19 protein-coding genes are annotated in these 19,258 nt (G+C 63.3%); 15 read left to right on the top strand and 4 right to left on the bottom strand.

Translation table 11 applies throughout. The features are described from left to right. Positions 1-13 precede the first annotated feature (13 nt). The 5 genes from AC1VON_RS21115 (at position 14) to AC1VON_RS21095 (ending at position 4,394) form a co-directional block, all read left to right on the top strand. Positions 14-1,030, top strand: a complete 1,017-nt coding sequence (locus AC1VON_RS21115) for an ABC transporter permease (RefSeq protein ID WP_483124727.1) — start codon at positions 14-16, stop codon at positions 1,028-1,030. Continuing rightward, positions 1,030-2,001 carry an ABC transporter permease gene (locus AC1VON_RS21110; protein WP_140773624.1) on the top strand — a complete coding sequence of 324 codons (972 nt, stop codon included), beginning with the start codon at positions 1,030-1,032 and terminating at the stop codon, positions 1,999-2,001. The genes AC1VON_RS21115 and AC1VON_RS21110 overlap by 1 nt, the downstream gene beginning before the upstream one ends. Continuing rightward, a complete protein-coding gene (locus AC1VON_RS21105; RefSeq protein ID WP_172350498.1) occupies positions 1,998-2,957 on the top strand; it encodes an ABC transporter ATP-binding protein in 960 nt (319 codons plus the stop codon). Before AC1VON_RS21110 ends, AC1VON_RS21105 begins: the two co-directional genes overlap by 4 nt. Positions 2,958-2,965: 8 nt before the next feature. Next, positions 2,966-3,952 carry an ABC transporter ATP-binding protein gene (locus AC1VON_RS21100; RefSeq protein WP_172350499.1) on the top strand — a complete coding sequence of 329 codons (987 nt, stop codon included), beginning with the start codon at positions 2,966-2,968 and terminating at the stop codon, positions 3,950-3,952. Between the two features lie 139 nt (positions 3,953-4,091). Next, on the top strand, positions 4,092-4,394 hold the full coding sequence (locus AC1VON_RS21095; RefSeq protein ID WP_475450752.1) for a DUF982 domain-containing protein: 303 nt from the start codon (positions 4,092-4,094) through the stop codon (positions 4,392-4,394). A 65-nt stretch (positions 4,395-4,459) separates the two neighbouring features. Here AC1VON_RS21095 and AC1VON_RS21090 read toward each other — a convergent pair whose 3' ends face one another. The 4 genes from AC1VON_RS21090 to AC1VON_RS21075 form a co-directional block, all read right to left on the bottom strand. Beyond that, entirely contained in the window at positions 4,460-4,765 is a 306-nt protein-coding gene (locus AC1VON_RS21090) for a YybH family protein (RefSeq protein WP_483124726.1), read from the bottom strand. A gap of 133 nt (positions 4,766-4,898) precedes the next feature. Beyond that, positions 4,899-5,111, bottom strand: a complete 213-nt coding sequence (locus AC1VON_RS21085) for a hypothetical protein (RefSeq protein WP_483124725.1) — start codon at positions 5,109-5,111, stop codon at positions 4,899-4,901. 436 nt (positions 5,112-5,547) lie between these two features. Beyond that, positions 5,548-6,750 carry an L-2-hydroxyglutarate oxidase gene (gene lhgO / locus AC1VON_RS21080; protein WP_483126352.1) on the bottom strand — a complete coding sequence of 401 codons (1,203 nt, stop codon included), beginning with the start codon at positions 6,748-6,750 and terminating at the stop codon, positions 5,548-5,550. Between the two features lie 26 nt (positions 6,751-6,776). After that, a complete protein-coding gene (locus tag AC1VON_RS21075) occupies positions 6,777-7,505 on the bottom strand; it encodes an ABC transporter ATP-binding protein (protein WP_172350502.1) in 729 nt (242 codons plus the stop codon). A gap of 162 nt (positions 7,506-7,667) precedes the next feature. Here AC1VON_RS21075 and AC1VON_RS21070 point away from each other — a divergent pair, with 162 nt between their 5' ends. The 10 genes from AC1VON_RS21070 to AC1VON_RS21025 all read left to right on the top strand — a co-directional run bounded on the left by AC1VON_RS21070 (position 7,668) and on the right by AC1VON_RS21025 (position 19,226). After that, positions 7,668-8,864 carry an ABC transporter substrate-binding protein gene (locus tag AC1VON_RS21070; protein ID WP_483124724.1) on the top strand — a complete coding sequence of 399 codons (1,197 nt, stop codon included), beginning with the start codon at positions 7,668-7,670 and terminating at the stop codon, positions 8,862-8,864. 95 nt (positions 8,865-8,959) lie between these two features. After that, positions 8,960-9,730 (top strand): ABC transporter ATP-binding protein, encoded by a 771-nt coding sequence (locus AC1VON_RS21065; protein WP_172350504.1) that lies wholly within the window; start codon positions 8,960-8,962, stop codon positions 9,728-9,730. An 11-nt stretch (positions 9,731-9,741) separates the two neighbouring features. Further along, positions 9,742-10,656 carry a branched-chain amino acid ABC transporter permease gene (locus AC1VON_RS21060; protein WP_483124723.1) on the top strand — a complete coding sequence of 305 codons (915 nt, stop codon included), beginning with the start codon at positions 9,742-9,744 and terminating at the stop codon, positions 10,654-10,656. Next, a complete protein-coding gene (locus AC1VON_RS21055) occupies positions 10,656-11,717 on the top strand; it encodes a branched-chain amino acid ABC transporter permease (RefSeq protein WP_483124722.1) in 1,062 nt (353 codons plus the stop codon). Before AC1VON_RS21060 ends, AC1VON_RS21055 begins: the two co-directional genes overlap by 1 nt. Beyond that, positions 11,710-12,411: a GntR family transcriptional regulator gene (locus tag AC1VON_RS21050; protein WP_172350506.1), complete on the top strand. Its 702-nt coding sequence runs from the start codon at positions 11,710-11,712 to the stop codon at positions 12,409-12,411. Before AC1VON_RS21055 ends, AC1VON_RS21050 begins: the two co-directional genes overlap by 8 nt. A gap of 26 nt (positions 12,412-12,437) precedes the next feature. Then, on the top strand, positions 12,438-14,468 hold the full coding sequence (locus tag AC1VON_RS21045) for a hydantoinase/oxoprolinase family protein (protein ID WP_483124721.1): 2,031 nt from the start codon (positions 12,438-12,440) through the stop codon (positions 14,466-14,468). A gap of 11 nt (positions 14,469-14,479) precedes the next feature. Then, positions 14,480-16,177 carry a hydantoinase B/oxoprolinase family protein gene (locus AC1VON_RS21040; protein WP_172350508.1) on the top strand — a complete coding sequence of 566 codons (1,698 nt, stop codon included), beginning with the start codon at positions 14,480-14,482 and terminating at the stop codon, positions 16,175-16,177. 4 nt (positions 16,178-16,181) lie between these two features. Then, positions 16,182-16,373 (top strand): hypothetical protein, encoded by a 192-nt coding sequence (locus AC1VON_RS21035; protein WP_172350509.1) that lies wholly within the window; start codon positions 16,182-16,184, stop codon positions 16,371-16,373. A gap of 97 nt (positions 16,374-16,470) precedes the next feature. Beyond that, entirely contained in the window at positions 16,471-17,775 is a 1,305-nt protein-coding gene (gabT, locus tag AC1VON_RS21030) for a 4-aminobutyrate--2-oxoglutarate transaminase (RefSeq protein ID WP_483124720.1), read from the top strand. After that, positions 17,772-19,226, top strand: a complete 1,455-nt coding sequence (locus tag AC1VON_RS21025) for an NAD-dependent succinate-semialdehyde dehydrogenase (RefSeq protein ID WP_483124719.1) — start codon at positions 17,772-17,774, stop codon at positions 19,224-19,226. The genes gabT and AC1VON_RS21025 overlap by 4 nt, the downstream gene beginning before the upstream one ends. Positions 19,227-19,258: the final 32 nt, after the last annotated feature.

Below are 19,258 nucleotides of genomic sequence, written 5' to 3'. Positions count from 1 at the left end.
GAGGGACACGTCCGTGTCGAACCAAGCTGTCGCCATGCCGCGCAAGACGCGAGGGCCCTGGGCCGTCGCGTTTGCGAAGCTGGCAAGGGACAGGGCCGCGATGGCGTCCCTGGCCGTGTTCCTCCTCATCGTCCTTGCCTGCCTCAGTGCGCCTCTCTATGCGCAATGGGCAGGCGTGGACCCCTTCGCCTCGACGCTCGACGCCGTCATCCAGATCGACGGCACCGACGTCCCGGTGATGGAACAATCGACCGAGGGGCTCGGACTCGGCTACACGCCGCTCGGCCCGACCTGGCGGCTCGGCAATTATTTCCTCGGCGCCGACAGTCAGGGGCGCGATGTCATGGCCCGGATGCTCTATGGCGGGCTGAGCTCGCTGCTGATCTCCGGGGCGGCCACCATCTTCACGCTGATCATCGGCACGGCGGCGGGACTGATCGCCGGCTATTTCGGTGGCGTCACCGACACGGTGCTGTCGCGCTTGCTGGATGTCCTGTGGGCGTTTCCGATCTACCTGCTGGCGATTTCGCTTTCCATCGTCACCATCGCCCAAGGGATCAGGATCGGGCCGATAGATATCGAGTCCGGCAGCCTTTGGTTGCCGGTTATCATCATCGGCATCGTCTACGTGCCCTATGTGGCTCGACCGATACGAGGGCAGGTCCTGTCGCTGCGCCACAGCGAGTTCGTGCTCGCCGCGATCAATCTGGGCGTGCCGGGATGGCGCATCCTGTGGCGCGATATCCTGCCCAACATCACCACCACGCTGATCGTTTTCGTGCCGCTGATGATGGCGCTGAACATGCTGACGGAATCGGCACTCTCCTTCCTGTCGATCGGCGTGCAGCCGCCGGCGGCGAGCTGGGGCACCATCATCCAGGACGGACAGGCGCTGCTTTACACCAGGCCGCTGGTGGCACTGGTTCCGGGCCTGGCGATCGCGGTTTCGGTCATGGCGCTCAATGTCTTCGGCGACGGGCTGCGCGACGCGCTCGACCCGCGCTCCAAGGTTCGGCTGGGGCGCGACTGATGATTTACGCCATCCTGCGCCGGTTCGGTCAGATGCTGTTCGTCATGTTCGGCATCTCGGTTATCGTCTTCCTGATCTTTTTCGCGACGCCGGGCGCCGACCCGGCCGCGCGCATCGCCGGCCGCAATGCGTCGCCCGAAGTGCTGGAGGCGGTGCGCCACAGCTTCGGCTTCGACCGGCCGCTCTACGTGCAATATGTGAAGATGATGGAGAAGATCTTCGTCACGGGCGACCTGACCTCTTTCGTCAACCGTGGCTGGAAGGTGGTGCCGGCAGTCATGGATTCCATTCCCGTCACGCTCTCGCTGGTGTTCGGGGCTGCGATCCTGTGGGTGGTTGTCTCCATCATCATCGGCATCGTTGCCGCCGCCACGCGCGACAGCTGGCTGGACAAGCTTCTGATGGCGCTGGGGCTGCTCGGCATTTCCATGCCGGTCTACTGGCTGGGCGAGGTGATGAACCTGATCACCCAGAGCCGCTACCATGACAGTTGGGCGTTCTCCTGGGTGCCGCCGCTCGGCTACAAGAATTTCTCCGACGATCCGAAGGGCTGGTTCCTGACGCTGATCATTCCATGGATCACGCTGGCCATCCTCTACATCGGCATCTATGGGCGGGTGCTGCGTGCGGCCATCATCGAATCCCTGCAGGAAGATTATATCCGCACGGCCCGGGCCAAGGGGCTGTCGGAGACCCGCATCCTGCTGCGCCATGCCTTGCGCACGTCGCTCATTGCCTTCGTCACCTTGTTCGGCCTCGACTTCGGCGCACTGGTGGGAGGCTCGGCGCTGCTGACCGAGGTGGTGTTCGGGCTGCACGGCATCGGCAAGCTCACCTATGACGCACTGCAAAACCTCGATCTGCCGATGATCATGGCAACGGTAATGTATGCTTCCATGTTCGTGGTGATCGCCAACGCGGTCGTCGATTTCGTCTACATCCTTCTCGATCCGCGCCTGAGGACATCATGATACTGTCGGTGCGCGACCTCAAAGTATCCTTCCGCACCAATGACGGTCTGGTGCGGGCCATCGACGGCGTTTCCTTCGACCTCGAGGAAAGCGAGATCCTCGGTGTCGTCGGCGAGTCCGGTTCCGGCAAGACGGTGTCGCTGCTGGCCGTGATGGGCCTCATCACCGACCCCAATGCCAGCATCGAAGGCTCGATCCGCTACAAGGGCCGCGAGTTGGTGGGGCTGCCCGCGCGCGAACTGAGACGGCTGCGCGGCAATGAGATCGCGATGATCTTCCAGGATCCGATGACGGCGCTGACGCCTGTCTACACGATCGGCTGGCAGATCGCCGAACAGATCCGCGCGCATCGCACCATCAGCAAGGCCAAGGCGATGGAGCGCGTGGAAGAACTGCTGGCCGAGGTGAATTTTCCCAACCCGCACGAGGCGATGTCGCGCTACCCGCACCAGCTTTCGGGCGGCATGCGGCAGCGGGCGGTGATCGCAATGGCTTTGTCCTGCAATCCGGCACTGCTGGTGGCGGACGAGCCGACCACGGCGCTCGACGTCACGGTGCAGGCCGGCATTCTCGACCTGGTGCGCAAGCTGCGCGCAACACACAAGTCAGCGGTCGTCTTCATCACCCACGACATGGGCGTGGTCTCCGAACTCGCCGACCGGGTGATGGTCATGTATGCGGGCCGCGTGGTTGAACGCGGCAGTCGGATGGAGCTGTTTTCCGACCCGCGACACCCCTATACGCGGGCGCTGCTCGGTTCGATCCCGCCGCTGACCGGCGACAAGCCGCGCCGCCTGCCGGCCATTCCCGGCTCGCCGCCATCGCTGCTGCGATTGCCGCAAGGCTGTGCGTTCGGCCCGCGTTGTCCAGTGCATTACGAGCCCTGCGTGACCGGCAAGCCCGACCTTGGGGCCGGTACCCACGCCGCGGCATGCTTTCGGGTGGCACAGGCATGAGCGGACCCATGACCGACAAAGAGCGCCCGATTCTCGAGACGCGTTCGCTGGGAAAGCGTTTCTCGATCGGCACCCGCTTTTCCGCCGAAGGCAGGCGAACCGTGCATGCGGTCGACAATGTTTCGCTGAGCGTGCGGCGTGGCGAGACGGTCGGGTTGGTCGGCGAGTCCGGGTGCGGCAAGTCCACTCTGGCGCGTTGCCTGGTGAGGCTCTACGACATATCTGACGGCGAGCTTCTGTTTGAAGGCGACGACATCACCTCGAAGTCGCTGTCCGAACTGAGGCCGCTGCGGCGGCGCCTGCAAATGGTCTTCCAGGATCCGTCTGCCTCGCTCAATCCGCGCCGGCGTGTCGGCGATTTGGTGGCCGAGCCGCTGCGCATCCATGGCAAGCTTTCGTCACGCGAGATCACCGCGCGCGTCGCCGAACTGTTCGACCTCGTCGGGTTGCTGCCGGATCATGTCATGCGGTATCCGCACGAATTCTCCGGCGGGCAGCGCCAGCGCGTCGGCATCGCGCGCGCCATCGCGTTGAACCCCGATCTTGTCGTGCTGGACGAGCCGGTTTCCGCGCTCGACGTGTCGGTGCAGGCGCAGATCGTCAACCTGCTCGCCGACCTGCAGGAGAAGCTCAACCTCACCTACATCTTCATCGCCCACGATCTCTCGGTGGTGCGCCAGGTGTCGACCCGCATTGCCGTCATGTATCTCGGCTCGATCGTCGAGGAAGGGCCGGCGGAGGAGGTGTTTGCGGCCCCCGCCCACCCTTACAGCCAGGCGCTGATCTCGGCGGTGCCCGTGGTTGAGACGACGCCGAGCGGGACGCGCAAGCGCATCATCCTTACCGGCGATGTGCCAAGCCCGCTCAAGCCGCCATCCGGCTGCCGTTTCCACCCTCGATGCCCGATCGCGGTCGAGCGCTGCCGCACGGAGCGCCCGGAGCTGAGGGAGTATCGGCCCGGCCGGAAAGTTGCCTGCCACTTCCCGACGGTGTAGCCGAGCGGTCATCGTCGCATCGGCGATCGCATTCGGCCAAAATATTTTTGAAGATTCCGTTTTTTGCGTGGAACCGACGGTCAGGCGGCGCGTTTCAATGGGTTCGATCGGGCGTATCGCTATCGACCGGGAGGAAACAATGGACTACCTGCATTTCTTTTCGCCCGTGCGGATTTCGCGCGGGCAGGGACACCCTGTAGAAGAAGTGGATAGTGTCGCCGAGGCGATGGTTTTCTTGCGTAAATGGCCGACGGGACGACGTGGACCTGTGTATCAGTGCGCGCTGAATTGCTGCGCGGCCGCCCTGTCGGGACAAATGTCGGCTGAAGAGGCGAGGAAGGCATTCACGGGCTTTGCCCGGATCACGCGCCTTCTGGACGATGACATGGCGTTGCCCGTCGCCGGCGAAACCATGGCAGGCGTATACGCGCTGCGGCGATAGACGCGTCGGGCCGCTGGATGCTGAACGTTGTGGACCGCGTCCATAACGACAGTTTATTTGTCTGCTCAAGCGACGGAATAACGGTCGATCACCCAAAGCCACGAACCGTCGCTTTGCCGCCGTGCGACTTCGCTGGTTATATCGCCATCGGGAAGACGGGTAGAGGTGAGTGCCAGGTCGCCGCAAATGAGTGCAGGCCGCTGTTCCCCCACGGCAAACTTCCGTCCTGACGCGAGGATCTCGGCATAGTAGCCGCGAATGGCTCCGCGGCCGCGCAGAAAACGTCCGCCGCCGCAGTCGATCACCGCATCGGGTTCGAACAAAGCGGTCATGCCATCGACATCTCCGGCATGCTGCCGCGAAATCAGCAATGGCTAGAGATCCTGCGGATCGTAGACTGGCTTTCTTACGACTGAATCGCCCATGCTGGCTTCGCTTCTGCTTCCCCGGATCCTACCGTGGAATGCTCCTCTGTATTCGTGACAGCTCACGGAATGTTCTGGATCAGGCAGGCAGAGTGATGCCGGAAAGCTCGGCGCAGATTTCAAGCAGACGATCCTGAAGCGCCTTGTCGTCGGCCTGGCGGTTGGCGGCCAGCGGACGCAGATGATAGAAATAGCGGCCGGTTGCTTTGGCTTGCGGGTCGTTGCCGGCAGCGAGCCAGGCCTGCGTCAGATGCGCCTGCTTCATATCGTCGGACGCCCCGGGGCCACCCATTTTTGTGGGCACCCAGCCTGGCTCAAGCTTGGCGCCTTGTCGCCGCCCGTAAGCTCTTTGGCGATCCCAGAAGCGGTGGTTTGTTCACCGGCCCCTTTCGATCATTCACAGCATTCATGGGCGACTTAGCTGCCATTACCACTGGTGATGGGGAAGACAACAAGGATTATAGCGCCGCCCATCGACCCCATGGAATCCTCTCACGGAAAGTGCGGCGCAACGAGCGCACGAAAACAAGAGGGGAGACTAATCATGAACGATGCAATCGTCGGACGCAGAACAGTTCTCAAGGGCATGGCCGCTGGCGGCGCCGGTCTCATGCTCGGCGCCATGCCGGTGTTCGCCCAGTCAGCGGGCAAGCTCGTGTTCATGGAGCCGTATGACATGGCTCTGGAGGACATCCACGCCAACTGGCCCTATCCCGAACTGCCGTTTTTCAGTTCATGCGTCGACGTTCATCCGCCATGCGCCCCACGATCATCTCCGCAATCGGGATCGCTGACGTGGCGGCGGGTGAGGGGGCGTTGCAGACGTGCAGCATGCGGTCCGTTTGTGCGAACAGGAAATCGTGGATGAGGGCGCCGTCCTTGCGCACGGCTTGCGCGCGGATGCCTGCTTCGTGTGGGAGCAGGTCGGCGAGGTCGAGGCTCGGGCAGTATTTCCGGCACTCCTCCAGATAGCCTGGCTTCCAGAGCGAGTTGCGGAGTTCCGTCAACGCCGATCCGCGGTTGGCGAACACGGTCTTCCAGAAGCCGGGAAACAGCGCGTAGTCGGCCGTGTCCGAAACATTGAATGAAAGCCGTGGATAGCCCTCGCGGGCAAAACCGATCACGGCATTCGGCCCGACCGTGACGCTGCCGTTGATCATCCGCGTCAGGTGCACGCCGAGGAAGGGCAAGGCGGGATCCGGGACGGGATAGATCAGATGGCGGACGATGTCGTTCTTCGATGCGGGCAGGCGATAGTATTCGCCGCGGAAGGGAACGATGCGATGCTCGATTGAAAGCCCAGCGAGCACGGCCAGCCGGTCCGATTGGAGACCGCCGCAGACCACCAGTTTCTTCGCCTGCCAGTTTTCGCCGGTCGACGCGATGTCGACGGAATCCCTGGCTTCGCGAATGCCGGTGACGCGAGCCGACAGGCGGATCTCGCCACCGAGAGCCTCGATGCGCCGGCCCATGGCCTGGCAGACGTCGGCATAGCTGACGATGCCGGTCGAGGGCACGAAAAGCGCGCCAAGACCGCGGATGTTCGGTTCCCGCTCCTTCAATTCACCCTCGCTGAGGCGATGGACTTCGATCGTGTTCTGCTTCGAGCGTTCGTGGAGCGCCTCCATGCGCTGCACTTCGAGTGAGGAGGTGGCGACGAGTAGTTTGCCGCAGACATCGAAGCGGATGCCGTGCTCCTGACAGAAGGCCTTGGTGGCATCGGCACCCTTGCGGCAGAGCTCGGCCTTCAGGCTGCCCGGCGGGTAGTAGATACCGGCATGGATGACGCCACTGTTGTGGCCGGTCTGATGCCTGCCGAGAGCTTCCTCCTTCTCCAGCAGGATCAGGCTGCAGCCGGGATATGTCTCAAGCAGCCGCATGGCCGTCGCCAGGCCGACGATGCCGCCGCCGATGACGCAATAGTCGAAAATCATATGTCTCGCCCTTGTTTGCCTGCTTATGCGTGTGCAGTCTGACGGTCGCCGTAGCCGAAATAGGCTTCTTCCAGCGCATGTCCATCGGCAAGTTCGCTTGCCGAACCCTCCAGCGCGACATGGCCGTTGCGCAGCACGTAGATGCGGGAAGCGAGGTCGAGAATACGGGCGGTGGACTGTTCGACGACGAGCAGGGTCAGCCCGCTGGCGTTAAGCTGGCGGAGGCTTTCGTAGACCTGGTCGATCACCAGCGGCGCAAGGCCGAGCGACGGTTCATCGATCATCATCAGTGACGGGCGCTGCAGGATGGCGCGGGCAATGGCAAGCTGCTGCTGCTCGCCGCCGGAAAGGTGGCCGGCAACGCCGCGGTAGCGGCTTTTGAGAATCGGAAACGCTTCCAGAACCCGTTCCAGATCGGCGGCCGCTTCGGCCTTGTCCTTGCGGATCATGCCGCCGAGCAGCAGGTTTTCCTGCACCGTCAGTGTCCGGAAGATGCTGCGGCCTTCCGGCACCAGCGCCAAACCTTTCCGGCACAGCTTTTCCGGCGACTGGCCGGCGATCGGCTCGCCATTGAAGACAAGCGTGCCCCCAGTCGGCGCCATGAGCCCGGAAATTGACTTCAGGAGCGTGGATTTGCCGGCGCCGTTGGGGCCGACGACGAAAATGACTTCCCCCTTTCTGACTTCAAGATCGACCGATTTCAGGGCAGCAAGCCGGCCATAGCCGGCGGTGAGGCCGCGGATTTCAAGCATGTCATTCCCCTTTGACGGTCTGTGGCGCGATCGAACTCAGAATGGCCCGCCGTTTTTTTGCCATTGACAAAAAAAATCTAACTCGCATTCTGTCTTCTGTCCACAGAGGACTATGTGCAAATAATTAAGGCGGTGCATTGGTCATCGCCAAGGGGAACGACGATGAAATCTGTTGCTGTGGCCGCTTCGGCCGCAATCACCCTTCTATTGCCTATGGCCGGCGTGCGCGCCGAAGAGCCGATCAAGATCGGGTTCGCCATCGCGGAATCCGGCTGGCTTTCGAACTACGACAGCGCGCCTTTCAAAGCAGCGGTCATGAAGATCGAGGAGATCAACAAGGCTGGCGGGCTGCTGGGACGTCAGATCGAATATTCTGTCATGGACACCAAGACGGACCAGGCTCGCGCTGCAACTGTCGGCGCGCAGCTCGTCGATGGCGGCGTCGACATGCTGGTCGTCTCCTGTGACTACGATTTTGGCGCCCCGTCGGCGCTCGCCGCCAAGCAGGCTGGCAAGATCGCCTTCAGCCTGTGCGCCGCCGATCCGAAGATGGGCGTCCAGGGCGTCGGCCCACTCACCTTCACCGCCAACAGCGCGGCGCAGTCGGAAGGCATCGCGATTGCCGAATATGCCCAGAAGAAGATGAACCTGAAGTCAGTCTACGTGCTCGAAGACCTGACGATCGAATACAACAAGTCGGCCTGTGCCGGGTTCCGGGCGGCCTGGGTCGCGGGTGGTGGCGAGGAAGCGATCCTCGGCAACGACACCTTCAAGAACGACGATCCGTCGATCGCCTCGCAGATCACCCGCCTCAAGGGGCTTGCAAAACAGCCGGACGCGGTCTTCGTCTGCTCGTTCACGCCGGGTGGCGCTTCCGCCGTGCGCCAGCTGCGCGCCGCCGGCATCGACCAGCCGATCCTCGCCAACACTGCGATGGTCGACAATTATTGGCTCAACGCCGTACCGGGCCTGAAGGATTTTTACCTGCCCGCCTTCATGTCGCTTTACGGCGATGACCCGCGGCCGGAGATGAACAAGTTCCTTGAAAGCCACAAGGCGCGTTACGGCGAGCCGCCGGTCTCCTCCTACTCGGTTCTGGGCTACAGCCTGATCGAGCAGTGGGCGTACGCAGTCGAGCAAGCGAAGACGACTGAATCCGAAGCCGTGGTCGGCGTCATGAACACCTTCAAGGACCAGCCGTTCACGGCCGGCCCGACCTCGTTTACCGATCAGCTGCATATCCAGGTCGACCGCCCCTGGCTGATCATGAAGGTCGAGAACGGTTCCTTCCATGCCGTCGAGGTCTACCGGAACTCGTTCAAGCCGGACATGAAGCTCCTGTTCCGCGTCGGTCAGTAACCGACTGCGATCCGCTGGCCGCATGGTGGTGCGGCTGGCGGAACCAAATCTCCTGGAAAATTCACAGCCGAGCTTACGGATAGGTCTCGCCCGATATGTCACGCCCATCGAAAAGATCGGGATCGAAAGAACGGCTGGAAGCCCGCGGTGTTGCCGTCGCCTTTGGCGGCATCCGGGCGCTCAACGGGGTCGACCTCGAACTCAGCCGCGGCGAAGTCCTCGGCCTCATCGGCCCGAACGGCGCCGGCAAGACGACGATGGTCAATGTGCTGAGCGGCTTCCAGCGGCCGACGAGCGGCAGCATCCGCCTCGATGGCATCGATGTGTCGCGGCTGACTGCCCGCAAGATCGCCCAGGCCGGCATCGGCCGAAGCTTTCAGGCGGCCCGGCTGTTCCGGACAATGACGGTGGAGCAGAACCTCTCCGTTGCGGCGATCGGCGGCGGGCTGTCTCGTCGGGAGGCCCGGGAGCGGGCGCTCGACATCCTCGACTGGATGGGCCTCGCGGAGAAGGCCGATCACCGTTGCGACAGTCTTTCCTATGGCGACGAGCGGCGCGTCGGCATTGCCCGGGCACTCGCCTTGCAGCCGTCCTTCGCGCTGCTCGACGAGCCGGCTTCCGGCATGAACGACGCTGAGTGCGAGGCGCTGATGGAAGTCATCGCCGAGCTGCCGGCCCGCTTCGGCTGCGGCGTGCTGCTGATCGAACACAACATGAAGGTGATCATGGGGGTGTGCCAGCGCATCCATGTGCTCGATGGCGGGCAGAGCCTCGCCGAAGGCTCGCCGCAGGATATCCGGATGAACCCCGCCGTTCGCCGCGCCTATCTGGGCGAAAAAGCGGCCGACAGCACACTCGCGATCTAGGACCGGACGCCATGGCCAACATCGTTCAAGTTCTCGTCGATGCCATCGCGCTGGGCAGCCTGTATGCCCTTGTCGCGTTGGCGATCGGCCTCGTCTTCGGCGTCATGCGGCTCGTCAATTTCGCGCAGGCCGACTATATCACCATCGGCGCCTATGCGCTGGTCGTGCCCACGGCGAGCGTCACGCCGCCGTTGCTGCTCGGTGCGCTTCCCGCCGCCCTCATGATCGGCGGCGTGCTTTTCGTGGTTGTCGTGCTGGCGCTGCTGACGGAGCGCGTCGCCTTCCGACCGCTGCGCAATTCCAACCCGTCGACACTGCTCATCTCGTCCTTTGCCGTCAGCTATTTCCTGCAGAACCTCGTCATGCTCATCCATACCGGCCGGCCTAAATCGGTCGGGATCGGGCAGGGTCTCGCAAACGCGGTGGAAATCGGTGGCGTGCGCGTTCCGGGCGTGCAGCTCCTGACCATGGGCGTCACCGCCGGCCTGCTCGTCGCGCTGGTTCTCTTCCTCAAGAAGACACCGCTCGGCATCCAGATGCGGGCAGCGGCGGAAAACTTCCAGATGGCCCGGCTGCTCGGTATGCCGGCGAACCGGGTGATCGCGCTCGCCTTTGCCATTTCGGGCCTGCTCAGCGGTGTGGTCTCCCTGCTGCTCACGATCCAGACGGGCACGCTCGACCTGCGCATGGGCCTGATGCCCGTCGTCTACGGCTTCTTCGCTACCGTCATCGGCGGCATGGGCTCGCTGCCGGGGGCAGCACTCGGCGGGTTCCTCGTGGGTGTCGCCAGCGTGCTCCTGCAAACCTACCTGCCGGCCGATCTGCGCCCCTTCCGCGATGCCGGTGTGTTCACGCTCGTCATCCTGATCCTCCTCGTCCGCCCGCAAGGCCTGATCGTCACCAGCGCCGCTAAGGAACGTGTGTAATGAAGAGCAAGACCATGCCATCCCTTGCCGCGATCGGCCGCTTCTGGTTTCCGGTGCTGGCGCTTGTCGTGCCGCTCGCGCTCATCGTCGTGGTCACCGGCCACTTCGGCGGTCTCTCCCTGCAGCGCACCGTCATCGAAATGCTGATCAGCATCGTCATCGTCGTCGGGCTTTACGTCTTCGTCGGGAATTCCGGCATTATTTCCTTCGGCCATGCCACCTTCATGGCGATTGCAGCCTATGCCTCGGCCTGGCAGACCTGCTGCGAGATGCTGAAGCCGATCACCATGTCTGGCCTGCCGCATTTCCTGCGCGACCAGAGCATCCCGCTGCTGCCTTCCGCCGTCGTCTCGGTGCTGCTCGCCGGCGCCGCCGCTTTCCTCACCGGCCTCGTCATCATGCGGCTCACGGGCCTTGCTGCGTCGATCTCCACGCTTGCCGTGCTCTTCATCCTGAACGTGGTCTATTCCAACTGGGACAGCGTCACTATGGGCTCTGCCTCGATCGTCGGCCTGCCGACCTATGTGACGGCCTGGCTTGCGCTCATCTGCGCCGTTCTCGCGATCGTCATCGCCTATCTCTACCAGATTTCCGCCTTCGGCCTTGCTATCCGGGCGACGCGGGAAGACGAGGTCGCGGCCGCCGCGTCGGGCATCTCGCTCTACTGGTCGCGGCTCATCGCCTTCACGCTCTCGGGCTTTCTGGTCGGCCTCGGCGGCGTGTTGCAGGCGCATTACCTCGGCACCGTGTCGATCAACAATTTCTTCCTGAGCTTCACCTTCCTCGCGCTCGCCATGCTCATCGTCGGCGGCATGGGCAGCCTTGCCGGCGCGGTGGTCGGCGTCGTCGTCATCACGGTGATGATCGATATCTTCCGTCGCCTCGAAAGCGGGATCTCGATCGGCGGCGAGCAGTGGGCGCTGCCGGCGGGAACGCAGGAGCTTATCATCGCGGGCTTTATGCTGTTGATACTGGTCTTCCGCAAAGACGGGATCATGGCAGGGCGAGAAATAGGCTTGCCGCAGCAGCTACAGCGCGAGAAGGGGCTCATCAATGGCTAACAATCTCTTCAATACAGACGAGCCAATCGGCATCATCGACCACCGGATGCTGTCCGACCAGGTCTCGACGTTACTCGTGCGCGAACTGATCTTCGGCCGGCTCCAGCCCGGCCAGCGTATCAACGAAGCGGAACTGGCCCGCCAGCTCGGGATCAGCCGCAATCCCATCCGCGAGGCGATCCGCCGGTTGGAGGAGCGTGGCCTGCTCGTCGCGGTTCCCCGCAAGGGCACCTTCGTTCGCACTTTCCTGCACAGCGATATCGACGAGATCTTCTCCTTCCGCGTGGTCGTCGAACGTTTCGCGATGGAACAGGCGCTGCCGCAGATGACGGATGCCGACATCGACCGCATCGCCGGTTTCGTCGATGCCATGGTCGCGGCCGCCAATGCCAATGACGAGATCGCGCTTGTCGAGAACGACCTCGCCTTCCACCTCGAGATCTGCCGGCTGTCGAAGAACCGCCAGACGCTGCACGCCTTCACCAACATCCAAGCGGAAGTACAGATGCTGATCACGATGGCGGAACGCCAGTTCGAGAGCCAGATGGCGGCGGCCGTCGATCACTGGCCGGTCGTCGAGGCGCTTCGCACCCGCAATCCCCAAAAGGCGATGGATGCCATCCGCGATCATATCCGCGATTCCTGGCGTCACCTGCTTGAAGCTTACGACCGGGAAAAACCCCGCTCGTCCTGATCCTATCCATGAGAAATGAGGACATAATGCCTGACACGAAAATCATCGGCATCGACATCGGGGGAACGTTTACCGACTTCGTTTCCTACGATGCGGCGACCGGTACCATCGAAAACTGGAAGAACCTGACGACACCCTCCGAACCGATCGAAGGCGTGCTCCAGGGGCTCGCGCAGGTAGAGGATGTCGCAAGCGTCGACAAGATCCGTCTCGGCACGACGATCGCCACCAACGCGCTGCTGACGAGGCGCGGCGCGAAGGTCGCCTATGTCACGACGACCGGTTTTCGCGATGTTCCCTTCATTCAGCGCGGCGATCGCCGCAGTCACTACGACATTACCTGGATCAAGACCAAGCCGTTGATGAAGCGCGCCGACACCTATGAGATCGGCGGGCGTTTCAGCGCCAAGGGCGAGCTTGTCACGGCGCTCGATGAGGCGGCCGTGCGCGAGGTGGCCGCAACGATCAAGGCCGACGGCACGATCGAGGCAATCGCTGTCTGCACGCTGTTCTCCTATATCGATCCGAGCCACGAGCAGCGCATCCGCGACATCCTTGCGGAAGAATTGCCCGGCATGCCGATCTCGATCTCTTACGAGGTGCTGCCGAAATGGAAGGAATACGACCGCGCCTCGACCACGATTGCCGACGCCTATCTGAAGCCCATCGTCTCCGACAATTTCCACCGCATGCAGAAGCGCCTCGATGGCATCGGCATCGGCGACAGGATCGGCGTGATCAAGTCTAACGGCGGTGAATCGACGCTGAAAGGTGCTGCAGAAGCGCCGGTGCAGATGACGCTCTCCGGCCCGACCGGTGCGGTTGTCGCCACCCGCGTCCTCTCCGAACTCACCGGCATCAAGAACCTCGTCACCTTCGACATGGGTGGAACCTCGACCGATTGTTCGACCGTCGTGGACGGCATGGAGCATGTGACGACGAGCTTCGAGATCGAATGGGGCCTGCCGATCCAGATCCCGATGATCGACATCCACACGATCGGCGCCGGCGGCGGCTCCATCGCCTGGATCGACAAGGGCGGCATGTTGCGCATGGGCCCGCAATCGGCCGGCGCTGCCCCGGGGCCCGCCTGCTACGGCCGTGGCGGCGAGAATGCCACGGTGACGGACGCCAATGTCGTGCTCGGCCGCATCAACCCCGACTACTTCCTCGGCGGCAAGATGAAGCTCGACGCCGGGGCGGCGCATCGCGCGGTCAAGACGATCGCCGACCAGCTCGGCCTCGAGGTCGATGCTGCTGCCTTCGCCATGGTGCAGATCGCCAACAACAACATGCTGGGCGCACTGCGTGCCGTTCTCCTCCAGCGCGGCCTTGATCCGCGCGATTTCTCGCTCGTCGCCTCGGGCGGGGCGGGACCGGTGCATATCTGCGACCTGATGGATATTTCCGGCATTCCGCAAGGCATCGTGCCGAACTATCCCGGCCAGTTCTCCGCCTTCGGCTTCATCATGACCGATGCGCGTGTTGACCGGCATCGCACGGTGCAGCAGATCTCGAAATACTTCGACGGTGCCCGCGCCACGGCGGCGATGACGGAACTGGTGGATGGCGCCATCGCCGAGCTGGTCTCCCAGGGCTACCAGCAGAAGGTGGAGATCTACCGCTCCATCGAGGCCCGCTACTTCGGCCAGAACCACGAGCTGGAGCTGAGCTTCCCGGCCAACCAGTTCACCGAGGAGACCATAGCAAGCCTCTGGGAACGCTTCCACGAGGAGCACCAGAACCGCTTCGGCTTCTCCATTCCGGGTGAAACCATCGAGACGGTCAATCTCAAGGTCGTCGCCGTCGCCGTCTCCGAAAAGCCGAAGATGCGGGAGCTCGAAAAGGGCGAAGGCACGCCGGCGTCCTCGGGCAGCCGCAAGGTACGCTTCGAGGACGGCTGGCACGAGGTGAAGACCTACGACCGCGGCACGTTCAAGCAGGGGCAGACCGTCGCCGGTCCCGCCATTGTGGAGGAAAGCGCCTCCGTCACCATTTTGCAGCCGAAACAGACGCTGCGCGTCGACCGGCTCGGCAATCTGATCATTTCGGCCTGAGGAGTACCATCATGGACTTCGTTACGATGAACATTCTGGAATCCAGCATGGTCTCTCTCTGCAAGGAGATGGGGATCGTGTTGATGAAGACGTCCTATTCGACGATCTTCAACGAGGCGCTCGACTTCACTTGCGGGCTTGCCGACATGAACGGCGACATGATCGCGGTCGCCGACTATTGCCCGGCGCAGATCGGTGGCATGCCGTTGCTCGTCAAATCCTGCCTCAAGGAAATCCCGATCGACGAGATCGAGGAGGGCGACGTCATCCTGCACAACGACCCCTATCGCGGGGGCCTGCACACGCCGGAGCACACCTTCTTCAAGCCGATCTTCGTCGATGGCGAGATCATGGGCTTTGCTGTCGCCATCGGCCATATCGCCGAAGTCGGCGGCATGGCGCCTGGCGGCTTCTGCGGCGAGGCGACGGAAATTTTCCAGGAGGGCCTTCGCATTCCGCCGGTCAAGATCAAGAAGCGCGGCAAGGACAATATCGAGGTCTGGAAGCTGCTTCTCGCCAACGTGCGTACGCCGCGCGTCAACTATGGTGATCTGCGCGCCCTCATCGCCGCCGTCGACCTCGGCGAAAAGCAGATGACGCAAATCTACCAGAAGTACGGCAAGGAGAAAATCAAGGAGACGGTCAACGACTTGCTGCTCTATTCGGAGCGCCGCATGCGTGCCGAACTGGAGGCGATCCCGGACGGCATCTATGCCTTCTCCGACAAGATTGAGAGCGACGGTATCGACGCCGACCGCACTTATACGGTCGCTGTCGAAGTGCATAAGCGCGGCGGCGAGATCATCGTCGACTATCACGGTTCCTCGCCGCAGGCCTCCGGCCCGATCAACGCAACGCTCGGCGTTGCCACATCGGCGGCCTACAACGCCGTGCTACACATGACCGACCCGACGATCCCGCGCAATTCCGGCTGCTTCCGGCCGATCCGCGTCATGGCGCCGCCCGGCACCATCGTCAACGTGGACTTCCCCGCGCCGGAAGTCGGCGGCAACACCGAAACCCATCCACGCATCGTCGGCACGATCCTCGGCGCCATGGCCCCGGCGATCCCGAACCGGGTGATGGCGGCGGAGGGTGCCACCCACTGCAACTTCGTCTTCGGCGGCGTCGATGCCGACACAGGCGAGTATTTCGCCTGTTACGACCTCGAAGCGGTCGGCTGGGGCGGCCGCGCCTTTGCCGATGGCAATGACGGCGTCGACTCGATCAACGGCAATTGCCGCATCACGCCGGTCGAAGTCTACGAGACGCGCTTCCCCTGGCGCATCGAAAGCCTCGCCTTCAACGTCGATGCCGGCGGTGCCGGCGAATATCGTGGTGGGGTCGGCTATTCCAAGCAGATGCTGTGCCTCAACGACGAAATCATCTGCTCGCAGATGACTGACCGGCACTTGCTGGCCCCCTGGGGCCTGAATGGCGGCACGGAAGGCGGCCTCGGCGCGACGCTGGTCATGAAGTCCGGGCGGAGCGACTGGCAGACGATGCGCGAAGCCTATGGCAAGGCCTCGACCAGCCGCTACTCCAACGTCTCCATTCGCCGCGGCGATCGCGTGCGGCTCGTCACCCCTGGCGGCGGCGGCTACGGCGAGCCCGCAAAGCGCGATCCGGCGGCGGTCGCGGAGGATGTCCGCGAGGGCTACGTCTCGAAGGCGGCCGCTCACAAACACTACGGCTATCAGGAGGCCTGAGACCATGAAGTTCTCGCTGAACGGGCTTTACATTGAAAGCTACACCAAATGCGCCAATTGCGGCGTGCTGATCTACGAGGCCTCGGCCGAGGATTCCGCCCGCAGGAAGACGCATGACGGGAGCATCTATTGCTCTCAGGAATGCGTCGACTGGAAGATCGACCGGGACGCCCGCCGCGCCAAGGCCGCAGTCTAGCAATCGATGCGCCGGCCCCGTCCGTCAGGGATGGGGCCGACAACTTCAAGCGCCGCGACAAGCGCCGCGCCATAACAAACTGTCCAAGGAGATACCCATGTCCACGAACGCTGCCTTCACGGCGCGGCGCGCAGCCGCCATTCCGGCCGGCCTGTCGAAACATCTCGACGTCTATATCGAGAAGGCGGAGAACGCCGAACTGTGGGACGTCGAAGGCAAGCGCTACATCGATTTTGCCGCTGGCATCGCCGTCAACAACACCGGCCATCGCCATCCGAAGGTGGTCGAGCGCGTGCGCAACCAGCTCGACAAGGTCACGCACACCTCGTTCCAGACCACGCCCTATATCGACTATGTCACTGTCTGCGAGAAGCTGAACGAGCTGGTGCCGGGTGACTTCCCGAAGAAGACTTTTCTCGTCTCCACCGGCGCCGAGGCCGTGGAGAACGCCGCCAAGATTGCCCGCGCCGCGACCGGCCGCTCGGCCTTTGTCGCCTTCTCCGGTGCCTTCCATGGCCGCACGCTGATGGCGATGACGCTGACCGGCAAGACCAATCCTTACAAGGCCGGCTTCGGCCCGCTGGTGCCGGATGTCTTCCACCTGCCGTTCCCGATCCCCTATCACGGCATTTCCGAGCAGGAATCCCTGACCGCCCTCGACCGCTTCTTCCGCTCCGAGGTCGATCCGACGCGCGTCGCCGGCATTTTCGTCGAACCGGTGCAGGGCGAGGGCGGTTTCTACCCGGCGCCCGTCACGTTCCTGCGCACGCTGCGCGAGATTTGCGACAGGCACGGCATCCTGTTGATCGCCGACGAGATCCAGACGGGCTTTGCCCGAACCGGAAAAATGTTCGCGATGGAACATGCCGGCGTTGCCGCCGATATCGTCGTCATGGCCAAGGGCCTTGGCGGCGGCTTCCCGATCGCCGCCGTCACCGGCCGCGCCGATGTCATGGACAAGATCCCGATGGGCGGCGTCGGCTCCACCTTTGCCGGTAACCCGCTATCCTGCGCCGCGTCGATCGCGGTGCTTGAGATCATCGAGGACGAGAAGCTGATCGACCGCGCCAACGAGGTCGGCCGCCGGCTGAAGGCGGTCTTCGAGGGCTGGCAGGAGGGCAACGAATTTTCCTGCATCGGCGAGGTCCGCGGCGTTGGTGCCATGGTGGCGATCGAATTCGTGCGTGACCGCGAGACGCGCCAGCCCTGGCCTGAACTGGTGAAAGCCATCACGCACACCGCTGCCGAAAAGGGCCTGCTGCTGCTCTCCTGCGGCGTGCATGGCAATGTCGTGCGTGTGCTGACGCCGCTGACCATTCCCTTCGACCATCTCGACGAAGGCATTGCCATCCTCAAGGACACCCTGCGGGCGGCACTGGAAAAGGTGGAGCGCGGACAATGACGCTCGCGCTGCTTCACGATCAGGCCTTCATCGATGGCGCCTGGGCCGGGGCGGACACGGGCTCGACCTTCGAGGTTCGCAATCCGGCGACGGGCGCGGTTATCGCGCGCGTCGCCGATCTTGCGGCCGCCGACGTCGAGCGGGCGATCCTTGCGGCCGAGCGCGCGCTCGTGGACTGGCGCCAGCGCCCGGCCAAGGAACGGGCCAAGCTACTGCGCGCCTGGTTCGACCTGATCACCGCCCATACCGAGGATCTTGCCCAGATGATCACGGCCGAGCAGGGCAAGCCGCTCTACGAGGCACGCGGCGAGGTCGCCTTCGGCGCCTCCTTCGTCGACTGGTTCTCGGAAGAAGCCAAACGCGTCTATGGCGACGTCATCCCGTCGGCCGGTCGTGACCGGCGTTTCATCGTGTTGAAACAGCCGATCGGCGTGTGTGCCGCCATCACGCCCTGGAATTTCCCGCTGGCGATGATCACCCGCAAGGCGGCGGCCGCACTCGCCGCCGGCTGCACCATGGTCGTCAAACCCTCCGAGGAAACGCCGCTGACGGCGCTCGCAATGGCCGAGCTTGCCCGGCAGGCCGGCATTCCGGCCGGCGTGCTCAACATCGTGCCGTCGAAGGATGCCGCCGGCATCGGGCGCCTGCTCTGCGAGCATCCGGTGATCCGAAAACTCTCCTTCACCGGCTCGACAGCAGTCGGCAAGCTCCTGATGCGGCAGTGCGCCGATACGCTCAAGAAACTGTCGCTGGAACTCGGCGGCAATGCACCGTTCATCGTCTTCGACGACGCCGACCTCGATCTCGCCGTCGCCGGTGCTATCGCCTCGAAATTCCGCAATTCCGGCCAGACCTGCGTCTGCACCAACCGCATCTATGTGCAGGACGGCATCCACGCTGCCTTCGTCGCAAAGCTGACCGAGCAGGTTGCTAGCCTGAAAGTCGGTGACGGCGCCGCGCCGGAGGTGGTGCAGGGGCCGCTCATCAACGCAAAAGCCGTGGCGAAAGTGGCGGAGCTTGTCGGCGACGCCGTGGATCGCGGCGCGCGCATCGAGACTGGCGGCAAGCCGCATGCGCTCGGCGGCACCTGGTTCGAACCGACTGTGCTGAGCGGAATGCAGGCGCCGATGCGGCTGGCGCAGGAAGAAGCCTTCGGTCCGATCGCTCCGGTCTTTCGCTTCAAGGACGAAGCGGAAGTCATCCGCCTCGCCAACGACACGCGCTACGGCCTGATGGCCTATTTTTACGCCCGTGATGTCAACCGCATCTGGCACGTCCTCGAAGAATTGCAGTTCGGCATGGTTGGCATCAACGAAGGCCTGATCTCCACCGAGCTTGCCCCGTTCGGCGGCATCAAGGAAAGCGGTTTTGGCCGGGAGGGCTCCAAGTACGGCATCGAGGAATATGTTGAGCTGAAATATGCCTGCTTCGGCGGGCTGAAGGTGGGGTGAGGCATGGCGCTTATTATTCGCCAGACAGGAGC

Source organism: Mesorhizobium sp. HAY1-8B (assembly GCF_056868045.1).
This window is presented reverse-complemented; position numbering and strand designations above follow the sequence as displayed.